Source organism: Streptomyces thermovulgaris (genome assembly GCF_002155915.1).
Lineage (GTDB): Bacteria > Actinomycetota > Actinomycetes > Streptomycetales > Streptomycetaceae > Streptomyces > Streptomyces thermovulgaris.
Genome location: NZ_MUME01000337.1, coordinates 1 through 19,275 on the forward strand (window position 1 = coordinate 1; position 19,275 = coordinate 19,275).

General features: G+C 71.4%; 14 protein-coding genes. 12 read left to right on the forward strand and 2 right to left on the reverse strand.

The genetic code is table 11. The features are described from left to right. Positions 1-364 precede the first annotated feature (364 nt). Positions 365-598, reverse strand: a complete 234-nt coding sequence (locus CCN35_RS23165) for a hypothetical protein (RefSeq protein WP_067398425.1) — start codon at positions 596-598, stop codon at positions 365-367. A 207-nt stretch (positions 599-805) separates the two neighbouring features. On the opposite strand from CCN35_RS23165, the gene CCN35_RS23170 reads away from it, so the two are divergent. The 4 genes from CCN35_RS23170 (at position 806) to CCN35_RS23185 (ending at position 6,105) form a co-directional block, all read left to right on the forward strand. After that, positions 806-1,714 (forward strand): SDR family NAD(P)-dependent oxidoreductase, encoded by a 909-nt coding sequence (locus CCN35_RS23170; RefSeq protein WP_086794174.1) that lies wholly within the window; start codon positions 806-808, stop codon positions 1,712-1,714. Then, positions 1,711-2,910 carry an acetyl-CoA C-acyltransferase gene (locus CCN35_RS23175; protein ID WP_086794177.1) on the forward strand — a complete coding sequence of 400 codons (1,200 nt, stop codon included), beginning with the start codon at positions 1,711-1,713 and terminating at the stop codon, positions 2,908-2,910. Before CCN35_RS23170 ends, CCN35_RS23175 begins: the two co-directional genes overlap by 4 nt. Before the next feature lie 195 nt (positions 2,911-3,105). Further along, positions 3,106-4,455, forward strand: coding sequence for an MFS transporter (locus CCN35_RS23180; protein WP_086794180.1), 1,350 nt, complete (start codon positions 3,106-3,108; stop codon positions 4,453-4,455). Positions 4,456-4,500: 45 nt separating this feature from the next. Beyond that, a complete protein-coding gene (locus CCN35_RS23185) occupies positions 4,501-6,105 on the forward strand; it encodes a long-chain fatty acid--CoA ligase (protein ID WP_245863371.1) in 1,605 nt (534 codons plus the stop codon). A 32-nt stretch (positions 6,106-6,137) separates the two neighbouring features. On the opposite strand, the gene CCN35_RS23190 is transcribed toward CCN35_RS23185, so the two are convergent. After that, the gene (locus CCN35_RS23190; RefSeq protein WP_067398414.1) at positions 6,138-6,770 is read right to left on the reverse strand and encodes a TetR/AcrR family transcriptional regulator; all 633 of its coding nucleotides are present in this window, start codon (positions 6,768-6,770) and stop codon (positions 6,138-6,140) included. A gap of 463 nt (positions 6,771-7,233) precedes the next feature. Between CCN35_RS23190 and CCN35_RS23195 the strand changes: the two genes are divergently transcribed. From CCN35_RS23195 to CCN35_RS23230, 8 genes are all read left to right on the forward strand, one after another. Then, positions 7,234-8,220 (forward strand): NADPH:quinone reductase, encoded by a 987-nt coding sequence (locus CCN35_RS23195; RefSeq protein ID WP_067398412.1) that lies wholly within the window; start codon positions 7,234-7,236, stop codon positions 8,218-8,220. A 348-nt stretch (positions 8,221-8,568) separates the two neighbouring features. Next, entirely contained in the window at positions 8,569-9,111 is a 543-nt protein-coding gene (locus CCN35_RS23200) for an SRPBCC family protein (RefSeq protein ID WP_067398410.1), read from the forward strand. A gap of 63 nt (positions 9,112-9,174) precedes the next feature. Further along, positions 9,175-10,746: a class I adenylate-forming enzyme family protein gene (locus tag CCN35_RS23205; protein WP_067398407.1), complete on the forward strand. Its 1,572-nt coding sequence runs from the start codon at positions 9,175-9,177 to the stop codon at positions 10,744-10,746. A gap of 131 nt (positions 10,747-10,877) precedes the next feature. Further along, positions 10,878-12,260, forward strand: coding sequence for a nitrate/nitrite transporter (locus CCN35_RS23210; RefSeq protein ID WP_067398405.1), 1,383 nt, complete (start codon positions 10,878-10,880; stop codon positions 12,258-12,260). Further along, complete coding sequence (locus CCN35_RS23215) at positions 12,250-14,370, forward strand: molybdopterin oxidoreductase family protein (RefSeq protein WP_086794186.1); 2,121 nt, start codon at positions 12,250-12,252, stop codon at positions 14,368-14,370. The genes CCN35_RS23210 and CCN35_RS23215 overlap by 11 nt, the downstream gene beginning before the upstream one ends. Then, the gene (locus CCN35_RS23220; protein ID WP_067398401.1) at positions 14,367-15,731 is read left to right on the forward strand and encodes an FAD-dependent oxidoreductase; all 1,365 of its coding nucleotides are present in this window, start codon (positions 14,367-14,369) and stop codon (positions 15,729-15,731) included. Before CCN35_RS23215 ends, CCN35_RS23220 begins: the two co-directional genes overlap by 4 nt. Positions 15,732-15,906: 175 nt before the next feature. Continuing rightward, positions 15,907-17,124 (forward strand): NAD(P)/FAD-dependent oxidoreductase, encoded by a 1,218-nt coding sequence (locus CCN35_RS23225; protein WP_067398399.1) that lies wholly within the window; start codon positions 15,907-15,909, stop codon positions 17,122-17,124. 725 nt (positions 17,125-17,849) lie between these two features. Continuing rightward, entirely contained in the window at positions 17,850-19,007 is a 1,158-nt protein-coding gene (locus tag CCN35_RS23230) for an IS701 family transposase (protein ID WP_425444313.1), read from the forward strand. Positions 19,008-19,275: the final 268 nt, after the last annotated feature.

Genomic DNA, 19,275 nt, shown 5'->3' on the forward strand with positions numbered 1-19,275 from the left:
GCCCCGCAGGAGCAGAAGCGGTCCGGCACGGTGCAGATGTGCGTGCGGTGGCAGGCCGGGCAGCGCAGGGGGATGCCCTCGGGCATGGGCCCACTCCAGGTCGTCGCAGGGGATGACGGTCGGGGGAGTGGTTCCATGGTGCTCGGGTTCGCCCCGTCTGTCCGGTGGTTGGGCCGTCGACCGGTCTGTTGTTGCCGGTTTTCGGCGCTTTCCGTCTCTTTGCTTTCCCCCTTGCCCCTTCGGCTTTCCCCCTTGCTCCTCCGGCTTTCTCGCCCTTCTCGCCCGCCTCCGCTCTTCCCGTTGCTCCCCGTCCTTGCGCAGGCGCGCGGGCTCCGTTCCTCGAGGGCGGCGGGCGGGCGTCCGCTCAGAGGTCCTCCTCCGACAGGCCCGGCCAGTCCTCGGGGCCGCCGCCCTGCCACTCGATCAGGTCGCTCTCCTCCACCTCGACGCGGTCCAGGTCGGCCAGCCGGAGGATCTCGACGACGTCGTCCAGGTGGGACGCGAGTCCGAGGAGCACGTCGCCCTCGGTCACCCGCCGGGAACCGTCCAGGGCCGGCGCGTGCACCACGATGTGCGGATGCTTCGCGGGGTTGTCCATGCCCTCAGCCTCCTGCGCACCGCCCCGGTCCGCACCCCGAGCGCACTGCCCCGATCCCCGTCCCGAGGCGGTCCGTGTCCCGGGGGTGCCCGCGGACCGGCTCCTTTTCCCGCCGCTCGCCGGGCGGAGTCCGTTCTTCCGCACCGCCTATTGACACCTCTTCGACGGCCTCACCATGATGATACTGCGTAGTATGACGGGAGCGAGATGAACTTCGAAGGTCAAGTCGCGGTCGTGACCGGAGCGGGCGGAGGACTGGGGCGGGCCCATGCCCTGGCCCTGGCCGAGCGGGGCGCCAAGGTGGTCGTGAACGACATGGGGACGCCGTACGGCGTCTCGACCGACCGGAGCCCGGCGGCACGGGTCGCGGCCGAGATACGAGCCTCCGGCGGCGAGGCGTTCGCCCATCTCTGCGACGTCGCCGACAGGGACGCCGTCGAGAAAATGATCGACGAGACCGTCGCGCGGTGGGGCCGCGTCGACATCCTCATCAACAACGCCGGGATCCTGCGCGACAAGTCCTTCGCGAAGATCCGGATGGACGACTTCCGCCACGTCATGGACGTGCACCTGATGGGCTCGGTCCACTGCACGAAGGCGGTGTGGCCGCACATGGTGGAACAGGGCTACGGCAGAGTGCTGATGACCACCTCCGCATCGGGCATCTACGGCAACTTCGGCCAGTCCAACTACGGTGCCGCGAAGGCCGGTCTGGTCGGGCTGATGAACGTGCTGGCGATCGAGGGCGAGCGCAAGGGCATCCGCGTCAACGCCCTCGCGCCGACCGCCGCCACCCGGATGACCGAGGGGCTGATCGACGAGCGGATCGTCGGGATGCTCACCCCCGAGTCGATCACTCCGGGAGCCCTGTTCCTCGTCAGTGAACAGGCGCCCACCAAGACGATTCTCGCCGCCGGTGCCGGCGTCTTCGCCGTCGCCCGGATCCAGGAGTCCGCCGGGGTGTACCTGCCCGAGGACCAGCGCTCGCCCGAGGCCGTCGCCGAACGCTGGCCGGAGATCAGCGACATGAGCGATCCCGTGGTCACGGCGTCCGCGTTCGACCAGACGAAGCGGTACGCGGCGCTGGCCGGTGCCGAGCCGGGAGCGGTGTCATGAGAGAGGCAGTCGTCGTCTCCACCGCCCGCACACCGATCGGCAAGGCCTTCCGCGGCTCGTTCAACGACACATCGGGCCAGGAGCTGGCCGCCCATGCGATCACCGCCGCGCTGGAACGGGCCGGACTCGACGGACCGGAGGTCGAGGACGTCGTGTTCGGCTGCGCGATGCAGGAGGGGACGACGGGCACGAACGTCGCCCGGCAAGGAGCGCTGCGCGCCGGCCTGCCCGTGTCGGTTCCCGGGATGACGATGGACCGGCAGTGCGCGTCGGGCCTGATGGCGATCGCGACCGCGGCGAAGCAGATCGTCGTCGACGGGATGGACGTCGTGGTCGGCGGCGGAGTCGAGTCGATCTCCCTGGTCCAGAACGAGCACAGGAACACGTACCGGGCCGTCGACCCGTGGCTCGAGCGGAAGAAGCCGTCGCTCTACATGTCCATGCTGGAGACGGCGGAGGTCGTGGCGGAACGGTACGGCATCAGCCGTGACGCCCAGGACGAGTTCGCCCTGCTGTCCCAGCAGCGGGCCGCCGCCGCCCAGCGGGCAGGGCTCTTCGAGGAGGAGATCGTCGCGTTCTCGGGCCGGCGTCTGGTCCGCGACGGGGCGGACGGCCCCGCGGTCTCCCACGAGTTCACCCTGGAGCAGGACGAGGGAAACCGCCCCTCGACCACCCTCGAGGCGCTGTCCCGCCTCAAACCCGTGCTTCCCGACGGCACGGCGTCCGGGACCTCCACCGTGACCGCCGGCAACGCCTCCCAGCTCTCCGACGGCGCCTCGGCCGCGGTGCTGATGGAGGCGCGCGAGGCCGCCCGGCGCGGGCTCACCCCCCTCGGCGCCTGCCGGGGGATCGCCGTCGCCGGCTGTGAGCCGGACGAGATGGGGATCGGCCCCGTCCACGCGGTGCCGAAGCTGCTCGCCGCACACGGGCTGTCCGTCGACGACATCGACCTGTGGGAGCTCAACGAGGCGTTCGCGTCGCAGGCCGTCCACTGCCGTGACCGCCTGGGCATCGATCCCGCCAGGCTCAACGTCAACGGAGGCGCCATCGCACTCGGGCACCCCTACGGCATGACGGGAGCACGCCTCGTCGGCCATGTCCTGCTCGAGGGCCGCCGGCGCGGTGCCCGGTACGCCGTCGTCACCATGTGCGTCGGCGGAGGCATGGGCGCCGCCGGCCTCTTCGAGATCTTCTGACAAGAGCCTCCGGCAAGAACGTCCAAGGGCTTCCGGCAACAACACCCGACGGACGAGCGCCCCCGGTCTGTCCGAGCAGCGCGGGCGCGGTCACCGCACCCGGGCGACGTCCCGCCGCCACGTCGGGTCCGAGCCACGCACTTCCGAACACCTCACATCCCCTGAGCACCTCGTACCCCAGGAAGGGGGCCATCGATGGCTGTCGAACCGGTTTCCACGGCGGCGGCGGACGCGCTCCATGCGCGCGCCACACGGAAAGCCATGACCCGGCTGCTCCCGGTCATTCTCGCCGCCTACTTCATGTCCTACATCGACCGCACCAACGTCGCGCTCGCCAAGACCCAGCTGGAGGCCGACGTCGGCATCAGCGTCACGGCCTACGGGCTGGGCGCGGGGATCTTCTTCGTCAGCTACGCCTTCCTGGAAGTGCCCAGCAGTCTGCTGATGCACAGAGTCGGGCCAAGACGGTGGATCGCGAGAATCGCCCTCACCTGGGGCGCGCTCTCCGCGGCCATGATGTTCGTCCAGGGCGAGTGGTCGTTCTATGTGCTGCGCTTCCTTCTCGGGGCGGCCGAGGCCGGCCTCTACCCGACTCTGATGTACATGGTCACCCTGTGGTTCTCCCAGAAGCACCGTGCCTTTGTCGTCGGACTCATCTACCTGGCCCCGACCGTCGCCCTGATCGTCGGCAACCCGATGGGCGGTGCGCTGATGGAGTTCGACGGTGCTCTGGGGCTGCACGGGTGGCAGTGGATGTTCCTGATCGAGGGCGTCGTGACCATGCTCGTCGGTGTCCTCGTCTGGTTCAGCCTTCCGGGAACCCCCGAGGAGGCTTCCTGGCTGACCGCCGAGGAAGCCGGAATTCTCTCCGAACGGGCGGTCGGTGACGGGCCGGCGGTCGAGCACCGCATCCGCGGCAATCTGAGGAAGGCCTTCGCCCGCCCCTTCATCGTCATCGTCGCGCTGATCTACCTGCTCAACCAGATCACGAACGTCGGCATCGTCTTCAACATGCCCTCGATCGTCGAGGACCTGGACATCAACGGGGCCTTCCTCATCGGCCTGGTGTCGGGAAGCTCGGGAATCGGCGCCACCATCGGAGTCCTTCTCGTCCCGGTCGTGCACCGCCGTTTCTCCCACGAGACAGCCCTCATCGGAATCCTCGCGGCCGCGACGGCGGTCACGGCGGTCGTCTTCGTGCTCTCCTCGTCCCCGGCGGTCCAGATCCTGCTGATCGCCGTGTCCATGATCTTCGTCTTCGGCACCCTGCCGCTGTTCTGGTCCGTGGCCATGGCCAGGATGTCGGGAGTGGTCGCCGCCGCCGGGCTCGCGTTCATCAACACGGTCGGACTTCTGGGCGGATTCCTCGGCCCGTACGCCTTCGGGCTGGCCGAGGACGCGACCGGAAACCCCAGTGCGGGGCTCTATGTCGTCATCGCCGCCTCCGTCCTCGGTGTCGTCCTCACCCCTCTGCTCGCGGGCGCGGTCCGGAAGGAGGACGCGGCCGCGGCCGAGGCCAAGGCCAAGGCGTCCGTCTCGTGTTAGCCGCGCGCCCCCGAACGACTGAAGGAAACGCACATGCACGGCCTCATGCAAGACCGTCCCCTGTCGCTGCCGATGCTCATGGACGGCCTGGAGAACAGGTTCAGCCGCAAGCACGTCACCACGACCCGGCTGGACGGCACCGTGTCCGCGTCGTACGGCGACGTGGCCGAGCGGATCCGGCGCCTCGCCGGGGTGCTGGACCGCCTGGACGTTCCCGCCGGCGCCCGGGTGGGGACCTTCGGATGGAACTCGCAGCGCCACCTCGAGCTGTACATGGCCGTTCCCTGCACGGGCCGCGTCCTGCACACGCTCAACCACCGGCTCTTCACGGAGGACCTCGCCCACATCGTCGACGACGCCGCCGACGACGTGCTGTTCGTCGACCGTTCGCTCCTCGACGTGGTGCGTCCCCTGCTCGACACCTGTCCGAGCGTGCGCCATGTGATCGTGATGGACGACGGCTCACCGGCGGAGCCGCCGTCCGGCCCCCGGGTGCACGACTACGAGTCCCTCCTGGCCGCCGCCCGGCCGGTCGAGACGTTCGCGGTCGACGACGAACGCACCGCCGCCGCCCTGTGCTACACCTCGGGGACGACGGGCCGCCCCAAGGGAGTCCTCTACGACCACCGTTCGATCGTCCTGCACGCGATGACCCTGCTGATGGCGGACACCTTCGCCATCGGCGAGAACGACACCGTGATGCCGATCGTGCCCATGTTCCACGTCAACGCCTGGGGCCTTCCCTACGCCGCGCTGATGTCGGGGGCGAACCTGGTCATGCCCGGCCCGGTGACGGCACCGGAGCGTCTGGTCCGGAGCATGGAGACGCACAAGGTCACCTTCGCCGCCGCGGTGGCCACGGTCTGGCGCGGGATGCTGCCCCATGCCGAGGGCGCCGACCTGAGCTCGCTCAGACGCGCCGTCAGCGGCGGGGGCGCGCTGCCCGTGTCCCTGTCCCGGGCCTTCCACGAGAAGACCGGGCTGCCGCTGACGAGCTCATGGGGCATGACCGAGACCAGCCCCCTGGTCTGCAGCGCGAGGATCCCCGGCGAACAGGCCCCCTCCCTGACCGAGGACGACCGCATCACGGCGCTGGCGGACCCCGGGCCTCCCACGGTGCTGTGCTCGCTGCGCCTGGTCGCCGAGGACGGTTCCCCCGCTCCCCATGACGGAAAGCACAGGGGCGAGTTGCAGGTCGCCGGGCCGACGGTCGCAGCCGCCTATTTCGGCGGCCGTGCCGATGCGTCGGCGTTCACCGAGGACGGCTGGCTGCGGACCGGGGACGTGGCCACCATCGACCCGCGGGGAGTCGTGCGCATCGTCGACCGGATCAAGGACCTCATCAAGTCCGGCGGAGAGTGGATCTCGTCGGTCGAACTCGAGAACGAGATCATGGCGATGCCCGAGGTCCTGGAGGCCGCGGTCATCGCGGTGCCGGACGAGAAGTGGGGGGAGCGGCCGCTCGCCTGTGTCGTGCCGGTGCCGGACTCCGGGCTCACCGCCGGGAGCGTCCGCCGGCATCTGTCCGGGCGTGTGGCCAAGTGGTGGATTCCCGACAGGGTGGTCCTGCTGGACCGGCTGCCCAGGACGGCATCCGGAAAATTCGCGAAAGCCGCACTGCGCGGATCGATGACCGGCGCGGAAGGCTGACCGGCTGCCGCGTGTCCCGCGGACGGGGAGCGTCAGCGGGCCGGATCGGCGATCAGTCCTCCGAGCACGATGTCCACGATCTCGCGGGCGAGCTGCTGCAATTCCTCCTGCGACTGTCCCTCGATCCGGTGGAACCACATGTCGACGGCATTGAGACTGCACAGAAGGGTGCGGGCGGCCAGTTTCGCGTTCACGGGGCGGAGGCTGCCGTCCTCGATGCCGTCCTGCACGACCCGGAGGAAAAGGTCCTCGTACTCGGCCCGCAACCCGTTGAGCTCGTCCAGCGCCTTGCGCTGACGCGGCTTCAGCGCGGTCGACGACTGTTCACGGACTCCGAGGTGAACCACATGGTGATACGCGAGATTCGTCATGAGGTTCACCACGTGCTGGGTCGACATCGCGACCAGTCTTTCGCGGCCGGTCCCAGGCGTGTGGGCCAAGGGCTCCACCTGTTCCCGCACGGTCCGCATGCCGTGCTCGTACGCGGCCAGGAAAATGTCGAACTTCGAACGGAAGTGGTAGTAGATCAGCCCTTTGGTGGCACCGACGCTTTCGGCGATGTCGTCGATGGCGACACGGAAGCCCTGTTCCATGAAGGCCTCGGCGGCCGCATCCAGAATGCGACGCTTGGCGTCGTCGGCCTCGATGCCTTCGGTGACTGCCATCCGGACCCTTCTCTCGTGCGGTGCCGTTTTCGCCTGCCGTGCGCCCTGCGCGCACACGCTCTGGAAAAGCAAGACGCTCTTCCGATGATACTCCCCAGTATTTCAGGCGGGGGCCGCGGAACGAGCCGGCACATCCGGGCGGCGCGCTTTCCCGGCTCGGTGGGTCGGGGCCTGCTTGCCGGCCCGGTGGACCAGGGCCTGCCGCGGGCTCCGGCCGCCCCGCGGGGCTTCCCGGCCCGATGACCGCACGGTGCCGCAGCGGCACACGCCGGGGGAGTGCCTCCGGGGAGGCCGGTCCTGCGGGCGGAGGACGGCCGGAACCGCGCATGGAGCACGCCCGGGAACGAGGACCTGACAGACCTCCCGGGGACCTGACAGACCACAGGTGCCGATGTGACGGAACTTCGGCGACGCTCCCGCCGGGGCATGGGCGAGGGCGTCCGTCCGGACGAGAATCGGGGCCATGCTTGCCGCCTACATCGAAGAGCTCGGTTCGCCGGACCTCATCCAGGTCGGTGAACTGCCCCCTCCTCAGCCCGGTCCCGGCGATGTGCTCGTCGATGTCGAGGTGACCGCCGTCAACCACGTGGACACCTTCGTGCGTTCGGGGGCCTGGCGGACGGAGATGTCCTTCCCCTTCGTCATCGGACGCGACCTCGTGGGCACGGTCGTGTCGGCCGGGCCCGGCGCACCCGGCTTCCGTGCCGGGGACCGGGTGTGGTGCAGCAGCCTCGGATACGCCGGCCGCCAGGGGGCCGCCGCCGAGCAGGCCGTGGTGCCGGTCGACCGGCTGTACCACCTGCCGGACGGCGTCGACCCGGTGGACGCGGTGGCGCTGTCCCACCCGGCGTCGACGGCGTACCTCGCGCTGTTCACCCACGGGCGGGTGCGGGCCGGGGAGACCGTCCTCGTGCTCGGCGCCGCGGGAAACGTCGGCAGTGCCGCCGTGGTGATGGCCCATCAGGCCGGTGCCCGGGTGGTGGCCGTCGCCTCGGCGCAGGACGCGGACCACTGCCGTGCGCTCGGCGCCCGGCACACGATCGACTACCGGGACCCCGAGCTGGCCCGCCGGATCCGCGAGGCCGCGCCCGACGGGGTCGACCTGTACATCGACACCTCCGGCCGCAACGACCTCGAGATGGCGATGGACCTCCTCGCCTCGCGCGGACGCGTGGTGATCCTGGCCGGGCTGCGGACCCGGCCCGTCCTGCCCGCGGGGCCGCTGTATCTGCAGGACCGGTCGGTGCACGGCTTCGCCATCTCCCACGCCCGTGTCGACGAGCTGGCCGAGGCCGCCGCCCACGTCGGCCGGCTGATGGCCGACGGCCTGCTGCGCCCGCGCGCCACGGAGGTGCTGCCGCTGAGCGAGGCGGCCAAGGCCCATCAGAGGCTCGAGGAGGGCAGGGTCCGCGGAAAGCTGGTGCTCCGGGTCGCCGATCCGGCCCGGTGAGACCGGCGGACGCCGCACGCCCCCGGCCGGGCGCCGGGACGGCCGGGCGGAGGAGATCGCCTGAAACAGATCGACCGGAACGGACCGGCCCGAACGGACCGGCCCGAACGGACCGGCCCGAATGAATCGGCCGGAATGAATCGGCCGGGACGGGCCGACCGGAACGGACCGATGAAACCCGTGAAGAAACGGGTGCGCCGCCGACGGTTCTTCTGCTGCCTTTTCCAGAAGAACCGCCGGCGGTTTTTTCTCGTTTCATCTCCCCTTCTCCGCCGGCCTTTCGAAAACTTGACGGATCAGTGCGGCCTTGGTTGACCCCCGCATGTCGCGCTCGGCAGGATCTCAGCCATGGCGAACACAATCATCGAAAAGTCCCCGCTGTTCGAGCTGCGCGCGAGCAAGCGTATTTCCGCGAGCCCCGACGAGATTTACGCGGTCGTCAGCGACCTGCCGCGCAGCGCCGAATGGAGCCCGGAGTGCAAGGGCGGCGAGTGGGTGGAGGGAGAGCCGTCCGCGGTGGGTTCGATCTTCCGCGGGGAGAACCTGCGCGGCGAGGACGTGGTGGGCTGGGCCCCGCTGATCCGCGGCACCTGGTACACGGAGGCCAGGATCGTGGCGGCGGAGCCGGGCCGGACCTTCCGCTGGATGATGCTCACCCACGCCCGTGAGGACCAGGAGAGCATCTGGGGATTCGACATCGAGCCCGACGGCGACGGCAGCATCCTCACCCACCATTTCCGCATGGGCAAGGCGACCGCCGGAATTCGGAAGATCGTCAAGGATCTGAGCGAGCCGGAGCGGGAGAAGTTCATCACGGAGTGGACGGAGAAGCTCGAGCGGGATCTGGACGAGACGCTCGACCGCATCAAGGACGTCATCGAAAAGCAGTAGCCCATTCCTTCCCCGGTGGCCGGTGATGCGGGAAACCGCATTCATGGACGAGAGAGCGGGTAGATGTTTCTCCAGCGCATAGGAAACAAGGGAATTCGTCTGGGCACGCTGTTCGACCGAGCGGCGGCCCGGCACCCGGCGAACTTCGTGATCCTCGATCATGACCTCGACATCGCGCCCGAACTGGGCCGCCGCGCGACACTGACGGAACTGGCCGGCCTGATCGACGACTTCGCCTCCCGTCTGTGGTCGGTACGGGTGCGTCCGGGGGACCACGTCGTCGTGCACAAGAGCGACAACTTCGACATCTCCCTCCTGGCCTGCGCGGTCGCGCGGATCGGGGCCGTCCCCGTCCTGCTCTCGCCGAAACTGGACGGGGAGACGGTCGCCGTGCTGCTGCGCCGGGTCGGACAGCCCTTCCTGGTGACCGACCAGGCCAAGCTGGAGGGCTCCCTGCCCGCCGAGGTGCTGGAGCTGTCCCGGCAGACGCTGCTCACCTCCGGCGAGTACCCGGGCGCCACGCCCCTCGCCGACCTGGCCGGAGTCCCGCGTGTGCCGGCGATCACCATGCCCCCCGACCACCCCACCCTCATCACGCACACCTCGGGCACCACGGGCATCCCCAAACTGGCCGTGCACACCGGCAGGAGCTTCCAGGCCCGCTACCGCCCGCAGGCGACCGTGGTGGCCGCCGCGGTCGGCCGCAGCGAACCGGTCGCCGTGCACGTGTCGTTCGTGCACTCGCGGATGTACACGGCCATGCCGATCTCGATCCTGCAGGGCCACCCGCTGATCATCCTCAGGGACGACGACCCCGAGTCGGTCGCCGACCTGTTCGTCCAGGTGCCCCCGGGCTTCATCGAGGCCCACCCCAACACCTTCCTGCGGTGGGAGGTGCTGGCGGACGACCCGCGCGGCCCGCTGGCCCATGTGAAGTACTTCTCCAGCACCTTCGACGCCATCCACCCGCGCACGGTCAACCGCCTGCTCCAGGCCTCCCGCCGCAAGGGCCGCCGCTTCGCCCAGGCCTACGGGCAGAGCGAGGTGGGCCCGATCGCCGGACGCACCTACTCCCTCAAGGACGGCGCCGACTTCAACGGGCGCTGCGTCGGCATGCCGTTCCCCGGGATGACCGGGGTGCGCGTCGTCAGCCGCGACGGCCGTCCCCCCACCCGGGAGAACCCCGGCTTCATCGAGGTCAAGAGCGACGGCCGCATCGTCACCTACCTCGGCGAGCACCACCGCTGGGAGAAGCAGGCCGACGGCGCGTGGTGGCGCATGGGCGACCTCGGCTACCGCACCAAGTGGGGCTGCCTGCACCTGCTGGACCGCGAGGTCGACGAGATCCCCGGCATCCAGAGCACCCTCGAGATCGAGGACAAGCTCTTCACCCGGCTGCCGGAACTCGTCGAGGTCATCATCGTCCCCGGCAAGGACGGCACCCCGGTGCCCGTGGTGTGCACCCGGGACAACAAGCCCCTGGACCAGGTCACCTGGCAGTCGGCCGTGGCCGGCCTGCCGCCGATGGCCGAACCCGTCCAGTGGCGGCTGGAGGACCTGCCGCAGACCGCCACCACCAAGATCAAGCGACTCGAACTGGCCCGCCTGCTCAACGGTGAGGCCCCGGCGCGGTAGCAGTCCCCACGGCCCGCATCGGTGCCGCGGCCGTCCCGTCGTCCCTTCGGGCTCCGTCTCTTCGGAGCCCGAAGGCATGCCCGGCCCGCCTCACCCCAGTCAACCCCGCCGACACAGGAGGCCCCACAGACATGACGACCCGCCTGCCCGCCTCAGGGCGATGGATCGAGGGCTGGGACCCGGAGAACGAGGAATTCTGGGAAAGCACCGGCAAGAAGATCGCCCGCCGCAATCTGGTGATGTCCATCCTGTCCGAGCACATCGGCTTCTCCGTGTGGAGCCTGTGGTCGGTGCTCGTGCTGTTCATGTCGCCGAAGATCGGCCTGGGCTTCGCCCCGGACGAGAAGTTCCTGCTGGTGGTGACCCCGACCCTGGTCGGCGCGGTGCTGCGGCTGCCCTACAGCTACGCCGTGACCCGCTTCGGCGGCCGCAACTGGACGGTGTTCTCCTCCGCCGTCCTGCTCGTGCCCACGTCCCTCGCGCTCGTCTTCGTCCAGCGTCCCGGGACACCTCTGTGGGTGTTCCTGCTGATCGGCGCCGTGACCGGCGTGGGAGGCGCCAACTTCGCCTCCTCCATGACCAACATCACCATCTTCTACCCGCAGCGGCACCAGGGCTGGGCCCTCGGCGTGAACGCGGGCGGCGGCAACCTCGGCGTCGCCGTGATCCAGCTGCTCGGACTGCTGGTCATCGCCACGGCCGGGGACACCCACCCGGCGTACGTCATCGCCGCCTATCTGCCCCTCATCGTGCTCGTGACCCTGCTGGCGGCGCTGAAGATGGACAACGTCGACGCCGTGCGCGCCGAGCCGGGCGCCCTGCGCGAGGCCGCCGCCAGCCGCCACACCTGGTGGATATCCATCCTGTACATCGGCACCTTCGGCTCGTTCATCGGCTACGGATTCGCCTTCGGCCTCGTCCTGCAGAACGAGTTCGGGTCCACCCCCCTGGAGGCCGCCTCCGTCACCTTCCTCGGCCCGCTGCTCGGCTCCCTCGCCCGGCCCGTCGGCGGCAGAATGGCCGACCGGTGGGGCGGACCCCGTGTCACCCTGTGGAACTTCCTCGGCCTCGCCCTGGGCGCCGTCGTCCTGCTGATCGCCTCCCGCGTCGCCTCCTTCGGCCTGTTCGTCGTCGGATTCACCGCCCTGTTCGTCCTCAGCGGCATCGGCAACGGCTCGGCGTACAAGATGATCCCCGCCGTGTTCGCCCAGGAGGCGGAGAAGGCCATCACCTCCGGCGCCGACGCCCCGCCGGCCTTCGCCCGGGCACGGCGCGTCTCCGGCGCGGTCATCGGCATCGCCGGCGCGGTCGGCGCGCTCGGCGGCGTCGCCATCAACCTCGCGTTCCGCACCGCGTACCAGGGCGCGGACGGCAGCGGCGAGCCCGCCTTCCTCTGCTTCCTCGCCTTCTACGCCCTGTGCATGCTGATCCTCCTCAGGGTCTATCTGCGCCGCGACCGCACCGAGCGCACCGATCCCCGTCCGGCCCGACCCCGTACCTCCCATGTCCGCTGACCGCACCGAAGGCGCCACGGCCGGCCGCACGAGGGGTGCCGCCACCACCGTCAGCACGCACTGCGCCTACTGCGCCCTGCAGTGCGGGACCCGGCTGCACCACGACGGCCGGGCGGTCGAGGTCGAGCCGTCCCCCGACTTCCCGGTGAACCGGGGCAGGCTGTGCCAGAAGGGCTGGACGGCCCCCGCCCTGCTCACCGTGCCCGACCGCCTGCGCACCCCCCTGGTGCGCCGGCCCGACGGCAGGCTCGCCCCGGCCGGCTGGGACGAGGCCCTGGACCTCGTCGCCTCGCGCCTGACACGGCTGCGCGAGGAGCACGGCCCGGACGCCGTCGCGGTGTTCGGCGGAGGCGGACTGACCAACGAGAAGGCCTACGCCCTGGGGAAGTTCGCCCGGGTCGCCCTCGGCACCAGCCAGATCGACTACAACGGGCGCTTCTGCATGTCGTCGGCCGCGGCGGCCGGGAACGCGGCGTTCGGCGTCGACCGCGGACTGCCGTTCCCCGTCACCGACCTCGCCGAGGCCGAGGTCGTCCTGCTGGCCGGCGCCAACCCGGCGGAGACCATGCCCCCGCTGATGCGTCATCTGGCCCGCCCCCGGCTCGTCGTCGTCGACCCGCGCCGCACCCGCACCGCCGAACAGGCGGCGCTGCACCTCCAGCCCGCCCCCGGCACCGACCTGGCGCTCGCCCTGGGCCTGCTGCACCTCGCCGTGACCGAAGGCCACCTGGACAAGGAGTACCTCGACACACGGACCACCGGCTTCGACGCCGCATGGCAGTACGCCGTCGCCTGGTGGCCCGAACGCGTCGAGCAGGTCACCGGCGTTCCCGTCGCCGACCAGCGTGAGGCCGTGCGCATGCTCGCCGAGGCCGGCCGGCGCTACGTCCTCACCGGCCGCGGTGTGGAGCAGCACAGCAAGGGCACCGACACCACGGCCGCGTTCATCAACCTGGCGCTGGCCCTGGGCCTGCCCGGCCGGACGGGCAGTGGATACGGCTGCCTCACCGGCCAGGGCAACGGCCAGGGCGGCCGGGAACACGGCCAGAAGGCCGACCAGCTCCCCGGCTACCGCATGATCACCGACCCCGAGGCACGTGCCCATGTCGCCGCGGTGTGGGGCGTCGACCCGGACTCCCTGCCCGGACCGGGCCGCAGCGCGTACCGGCTCCTGGACGCCCTCGGCACCCCCGACGGGCCGCGGGCCCTGCTGCTCATGGGCTCCAACCCGGTCGTGTCCGCCCCCCACGCCGCCCATGTGGGCCGCCGTCTGGCCGCGCTCGACCTGCTCGTGGTGGCCGACCTGGTGCCCTCCGAGACCACCGAACTCGCCGACGTCGTCCTTCCCGTGGCCCAGTGGGCCGAGGAGGAGGGCACCATGACCAACCTCGAAGGACGTGTCCTGCGCCGCCGGGCCCTGCTCGCCCCGCCCGAGGGCGTGCGCACCGACCTGGAGGTGCTGCACGGCCTCGCGGTCCGGATGGGCCAGCCCGCCGAACGTTTCCCCGTCTCCCCGCGCGCCGTCTTCGACGAGCTGCGCCGCGCCTCCAGCGGGGGCCGTGCCGACTACGCGGGCATCACCTACGAACGGCTGGACGCGGGCGAGGCGCTCCACTGGCCCTGCCCCGACGAGAACCACCCCGGAACGCCCCGGCTGTTCCTCGACCGGTTCGCCCACGCCGACGGCCGGGCACGCTTCGCCCCGGTGGAGTACCGCGACCCCGCCGAGACACCCGACGCCGGCTTTCCCCTCCACGCCACGACGGGCCGGGTGCTGGCCCAGTACCAGTCCGGGGCCCAGACCCGCCGCGTGCCCGAGCTGATGGACGCCGCACCCGAGGCCCATGTCGAGATCCACCCCGACACCGCCGCCCGGTACGGCCTGAGCGAGGGGGACCTGGCCCGGATCACCTCCGCACGCGGCAGCACGATCGCCCGGGTGCGCCTGGTGCGGACCCTGCGCACCGACACCGTCTTCCTGCCGTTCCACTTCCCGGACGCCGGCCGGGCCAACCTGCTGACCGGCCCGGCCCTGGACCCGGTCAGCGGCATGCCCGAGTTCAAGGTGAGCGCCGTGCGCGTCGAACCCTGGCAGGAGCGGGCGACATGACCGCGATCACCGTCATCGGCTGCGGCCCCGCCGCCCACCGCCTGGTCCAGCGCCTGCACCACCACGGGCATCGCGGACCCGTCACCGTGCTCGGCGCCGAACCGGAGCCCGCCTACAACCGGGCCCTGCTCGTCTCCGCCCTCGACGGCACCCTGCGCGCGCGGGACCTGGCGCTCGCGCCGTTCCCGCCGGGGGTGCGGGTGCGCACCGGCACCCGGGCCGTCGCGGTGGACCGGCGCCGCCGCCTGGTGCGCGGCGACGACGGCACGGAACACCCCTACGACGTCCTGGTGCTGGCCACCGGCTCCCGTGCCGTTCTGCCCCGGCTGACCGGGGCCGGCGGCCGGTTCGTCCCCGACGTCCGCGTCCCGCGCACCCTCGCCGGGGCCCGCCCCGTCGGCGAGGGACCCGTCGTGGTGGCCGGCGGCGGGCTGCGCGGCGTCGAGACCGCGTACGCCCTCGGCCGCGCCGGGCACCACGTCACCCTCGTCCACCCCGGCGCCCACCCGATGCACCGGCTGCTGGACGAACGCGCCGGAGCCCTGCTGACCGCCGCGCTCCGGGACGCCGGCGTGGCCCTGGAGACCGGACGCCGTGTCACCGGCGTGGAACCCGGCAGGGCCGTCCTCGACGACGGCCGGTCGCCGGCCGCCGGGACGCTTCTGCTGTGCACCGGCGCCCGGCCCGACACCGCGCTCGCCCGCGCCGCCGGACTGGCCGTGCGGCACGGCGTCGTCGTGGACGACCGGCTGCGCACCTCCGCCCCGGACGTGTACGCCCTGGGCGACTGCGCCGAGCATCCCGGCTGCCAGGCCACCCTGGCGTCCGCCTGGGAGCAGGCGGACGCCCTGGCCCGGACGCTCACCGGCGGCGACGGCCGTCTGCGGCCCGCCCGGCACGTCGTCCGGCCCCGGCTGTCCGGGCTCGACGTCGCCGTCCTCGGCCCGCCCGGTGCCCTGCGCCGCCCGGACGGGGGAGAGCAGGTCGTGCTGTCCGACCCGGCCCGCGGCCGTTACGGACGGCTCGTGCTGCACGACGGGCGGGTGCACGCGGGCGTCCTGGTACGCCTGCCCCGGGCCGTCGCCACCGTCGGCCAGCTGTACGCGGCGGACCGCCCGCTGCCCGCGGACCGGCTCGCCCTGCTGCTGGGCACCGGCGGGGAGTACGCGGAGTCGGCGGAACTCCCGGACACGGCCGTGGTGTGCCAGTGCAACAACGTCACCAAGAAGGCCCTCGAGCAGGCATGGCACAGCGGGGCACGCGACCTTCCCGCGATCGCCGCCGCGACCCGTGCCACCACCGGCTGCGGCAGCTGCGCGGCCCTCGTCCGCCAGGTCTGCGGAGCACTCGCACCGGCGTGAGGGGAGCCCGGGAGAAGGGCGCGGTGCGAAGCAGCGCGAGGACACGAGGAGACGACACGAGGAGGAGCGCGGGGAGCGGCACCGCGAAGAGCGGTGAAGAACGGCACGGCACGAAGAGCAGCGTGAAGAGACGTGCGGAGAGACGCGCAGGGAAACATGGGGGGAAGAGCGCCGTATGACACGCGTTCTGGTCGTCGTCGGGCACGGAATGGCCGGCCACCGGCTCGTCGAGGAGATCCGGTCCGGCGACCGGTCGGGCCGGTGGCGGATCGTGGTCGCGGCGGAGGAACCGCGGCCCGCCTACAACCGCACCCTGCTGTCCTCGTACGTCGACGGCAGGACCGTCGCCGACCTCACCCTCCCCGCCCCCCGTCTGCTCACCGACCCGCGGGTGGACCTGCGGCTGAACACCCGGGTGACCTCCGTCGACCGCGCCGCCCGCACCGTGACGTGCGCCGACGGCACGGTGCTCGGGTACGACGCGCTCGTCCTGGCCACCGGATCGCGCCCGTTCGTGCCTCCCGTCCCCGGCCGTGAGCTTCCCGGCTGCTTCACCTACCGCACGATCGAGGACCTCGACGCGCTGCGCGCCGCCGCGGTGCCGGGCGAACCCGGTGTCGTCGTCGGCGGCGGCCTGCTGGGGCTGGAGGCCGCACAGGCCCTGCGGCTGCTCGGAATGCGGCCGCATGTCGTGGAGATGGCACCGCACTTGATGCCGCTTCAGGTCGACGAGGGCGGCGGCCGGGTCCTCGCCCGGCTCGTGGGCGCGCTGGGGGTGGACGTGCACTGCGGCCGTGGGGTCGCCTCGCTCGACGAGGGACCCGGCGGGCGGGTGTGCGGGGTGACGCTGTCGGACGGTACGCGGCTGCCGGCGCGCGTGGTGGTGTTCGCGGCCGGAGTGCGTCCCCGCGACGAACTGGCCGGGTCCGCCGGGCTCGAGCGCGCCGAACGCGGGGGCATCCTGGTGGACCGGTACTGCCGCACGGCCGACGAGCGTGTCTGGGCCGTGGGGGAGTGCGCCGCGGTGCTCGGCCGCTGCTACGGCCTCGCCGCGCCGTCCTACCGCATGGCGGAGGAGGTCGCGCGTCAGCTGCTGGGCCTTCCCTCCGACGGCTTCCCCGGAGCGGACATGTCGGCGAAGCTCAAGCTCCTCGGCGTGGACGTGGCCGGGTTCGGCGACGTCCACGCCAGGACCGAGGGTGCCATGGAGTTCATCCGCGACGACCGCGCCGCCGGGACGTACGGCAAGCTGGTCCTCGCCCCGGACGGCCGGACCCTGCTCGGCGGGGTCCTCGCCGGCGACACCGGCGGCTACACGGTGCTCCGTGCCCTGCTCGGCCGTGAACTCACCGCTCCTCCGGAGGCCCTGCTGGCCGGCGCTCGGGCCGTGTGACGGGCGGGACGGGCCGTTCCCGGCCGGTTCCCGTGCCGGCAGGGCGGTCCGGCGCACCTCGTACGCGGAGTGCCGTGTCCGCGTCCTTGCGCCCTCGGGGGCCCGTCGCGCACTCGTACCCGACCACCCCCGGCGGGACCAGGAGCCGGCGGAGTCGGCGGGACCGACGAGAGCGGTGAGACGGGAGAGGGCAACGGGATCGACGGAACTGGTGAGACCAGTGGGACTGATGACACCGGTGGAACTGGTGAAACCGGCGGAACTAGTGGGACCAGCGGGACTACGGTGCGTGCTGTGACATCCGGCATCGGTGTTCCCCTTCCGGGGGACTCCTGAGGATTCCCAAGAAATTCCCACAGGATTCCCGAGAGATTCCCCGGAAGCTCCGGTTCCTCTCCCGCCGGGTCCCGGCCGCACCGGGCAAAAGGACTGGACCATTACGGAGGTTCAGCCCACCGCAGGGCATGGCGGTCCTCACCGGTGTATGACCCATCTACCGGAATATGACAGTGGACATTGAATGAGCGACATGCCTCCTGCCTGAGTATTTTCCGGTCTTTGACCCCTTCTTGGTCGCCCCGTGCAAGCCTCCGCGTGGCGCGGGTGGCCGGATCCTTGCTCTGAGCCTTTCCGTGCATCGCACCGACAGGCCTCACAGGGGCCGTAATCGGCCAAGGGGGAATCGCATGACACGCACGATCTCGCAGCTCGACCATGCCGACCCGATGATCCGGGAGGGCCTGGGACGCACCGTCCTGGCACCTCGACCGTACGGCCGCACACACGACGGACTGCTCTCGAGGCTGGGGCCGCAACTGTTCTCCTCGATGCCCCGCCGTGATCAGCGAACCAAGGGCATGGCCTATATACGGGGGTTGCTCGAAGCCAAGGGACGCAAGTCCATACGCAACATCGCCGCGCTCTTCGGTGGTGACGCCACCGAGCAGAGCCTCCACCACTTCATCGTCAACTCGACCTGGGACTGGGCACCGGTGCGCCGGGCCCTGGCGCAGCACGTGGAGCGGGTGGCACAGCCCCAGGCGTACGTCGTCCAGCCCCTGATCATCCGCAAGGCGGGGGAGACCTCCGTGGGCGTGGAACGGCGCTTCGTGCCGGAGCTCGGGCAGGTGGTCAACGCCCAGCAGGCGGCGGGCGTGTGGGCCGCCACGCCGGACTGGAGCAGCCCGCTGAACTGGCGGCTGCAGCTGTCCGGCAGGTGGCTGACGGACCGGCACCAGCGCAGTCAGGCCTGCATACCCGACACCGAGGCACCGGAAAGCATGGGTCAGTGCTCGGTCACGGCCTACCAAGAACTGATCAAGAAATGCCATCTGCCGGTCAGGCCGGTGGTCATGGACGTCCGGGAGACGGACGTGGCCGCGGTGGTCGGGCGGCTGCGGGCCGCGGACACCCCGATGCTGCTGCGGATCGACGGCGCCCTGCGGCTGACGGTGGAGGAGCCGGCGTTCCCCCGGCGGGGCGTCAGCATGACGGCCCAGCAGATCATGTCGGCGGTCTGGCACGTGCGGCAGGCGTGCGGGAAGGCCTCGTCCCCCAGCCCGGTGGTCACCATCCGGGTCGCGCTGTCCTCCGCCGCGGGCCGCCGGGAGCGGTCCGACAGCACGCTGCTGCTGATGGGGGTGGCCAAGCACGGTCACTGGCCCGCGGAACTGTGGCTCACCGACCTGACGTCGCTGAGCGTCGGCGAGCTGCTCCGGCTGGCCGCTCTCGCCCACCGGGTGGAACGGGATCTCACGGAGGTCGCCGACCGGGTCGGCATCCGGGACTTCTCGGGACGGTCGTTCGCCGGATGGCACCGCCACGCCACGCTCGCCTCCGTCGCCCACGCCATCGTGATGATGAGCGACCGCACGGAACGCTGAGCACCGGTCGGGACCGGCCGGCGGCGTCCGGCCCCCCTCGGCCTCGGCACGTCGCGCGCCCGGCCCGGCACCGCCGGCCGGTGCGTCCGGCCGGCCGCGCGACGCCCGACGGACGACGGACGACAAGGGGTCCGAAGAGGTTTCCGTCAGATCGCGGCCCCCTTCCGCGGTGGACCTGACGAACCCGGAAGACGGACCTGACGGACTGATCGGACCAGTTGACGGATAGATCCGTCGGGCGTTGGCCGCGGCCCGGGCCGCCGACAGG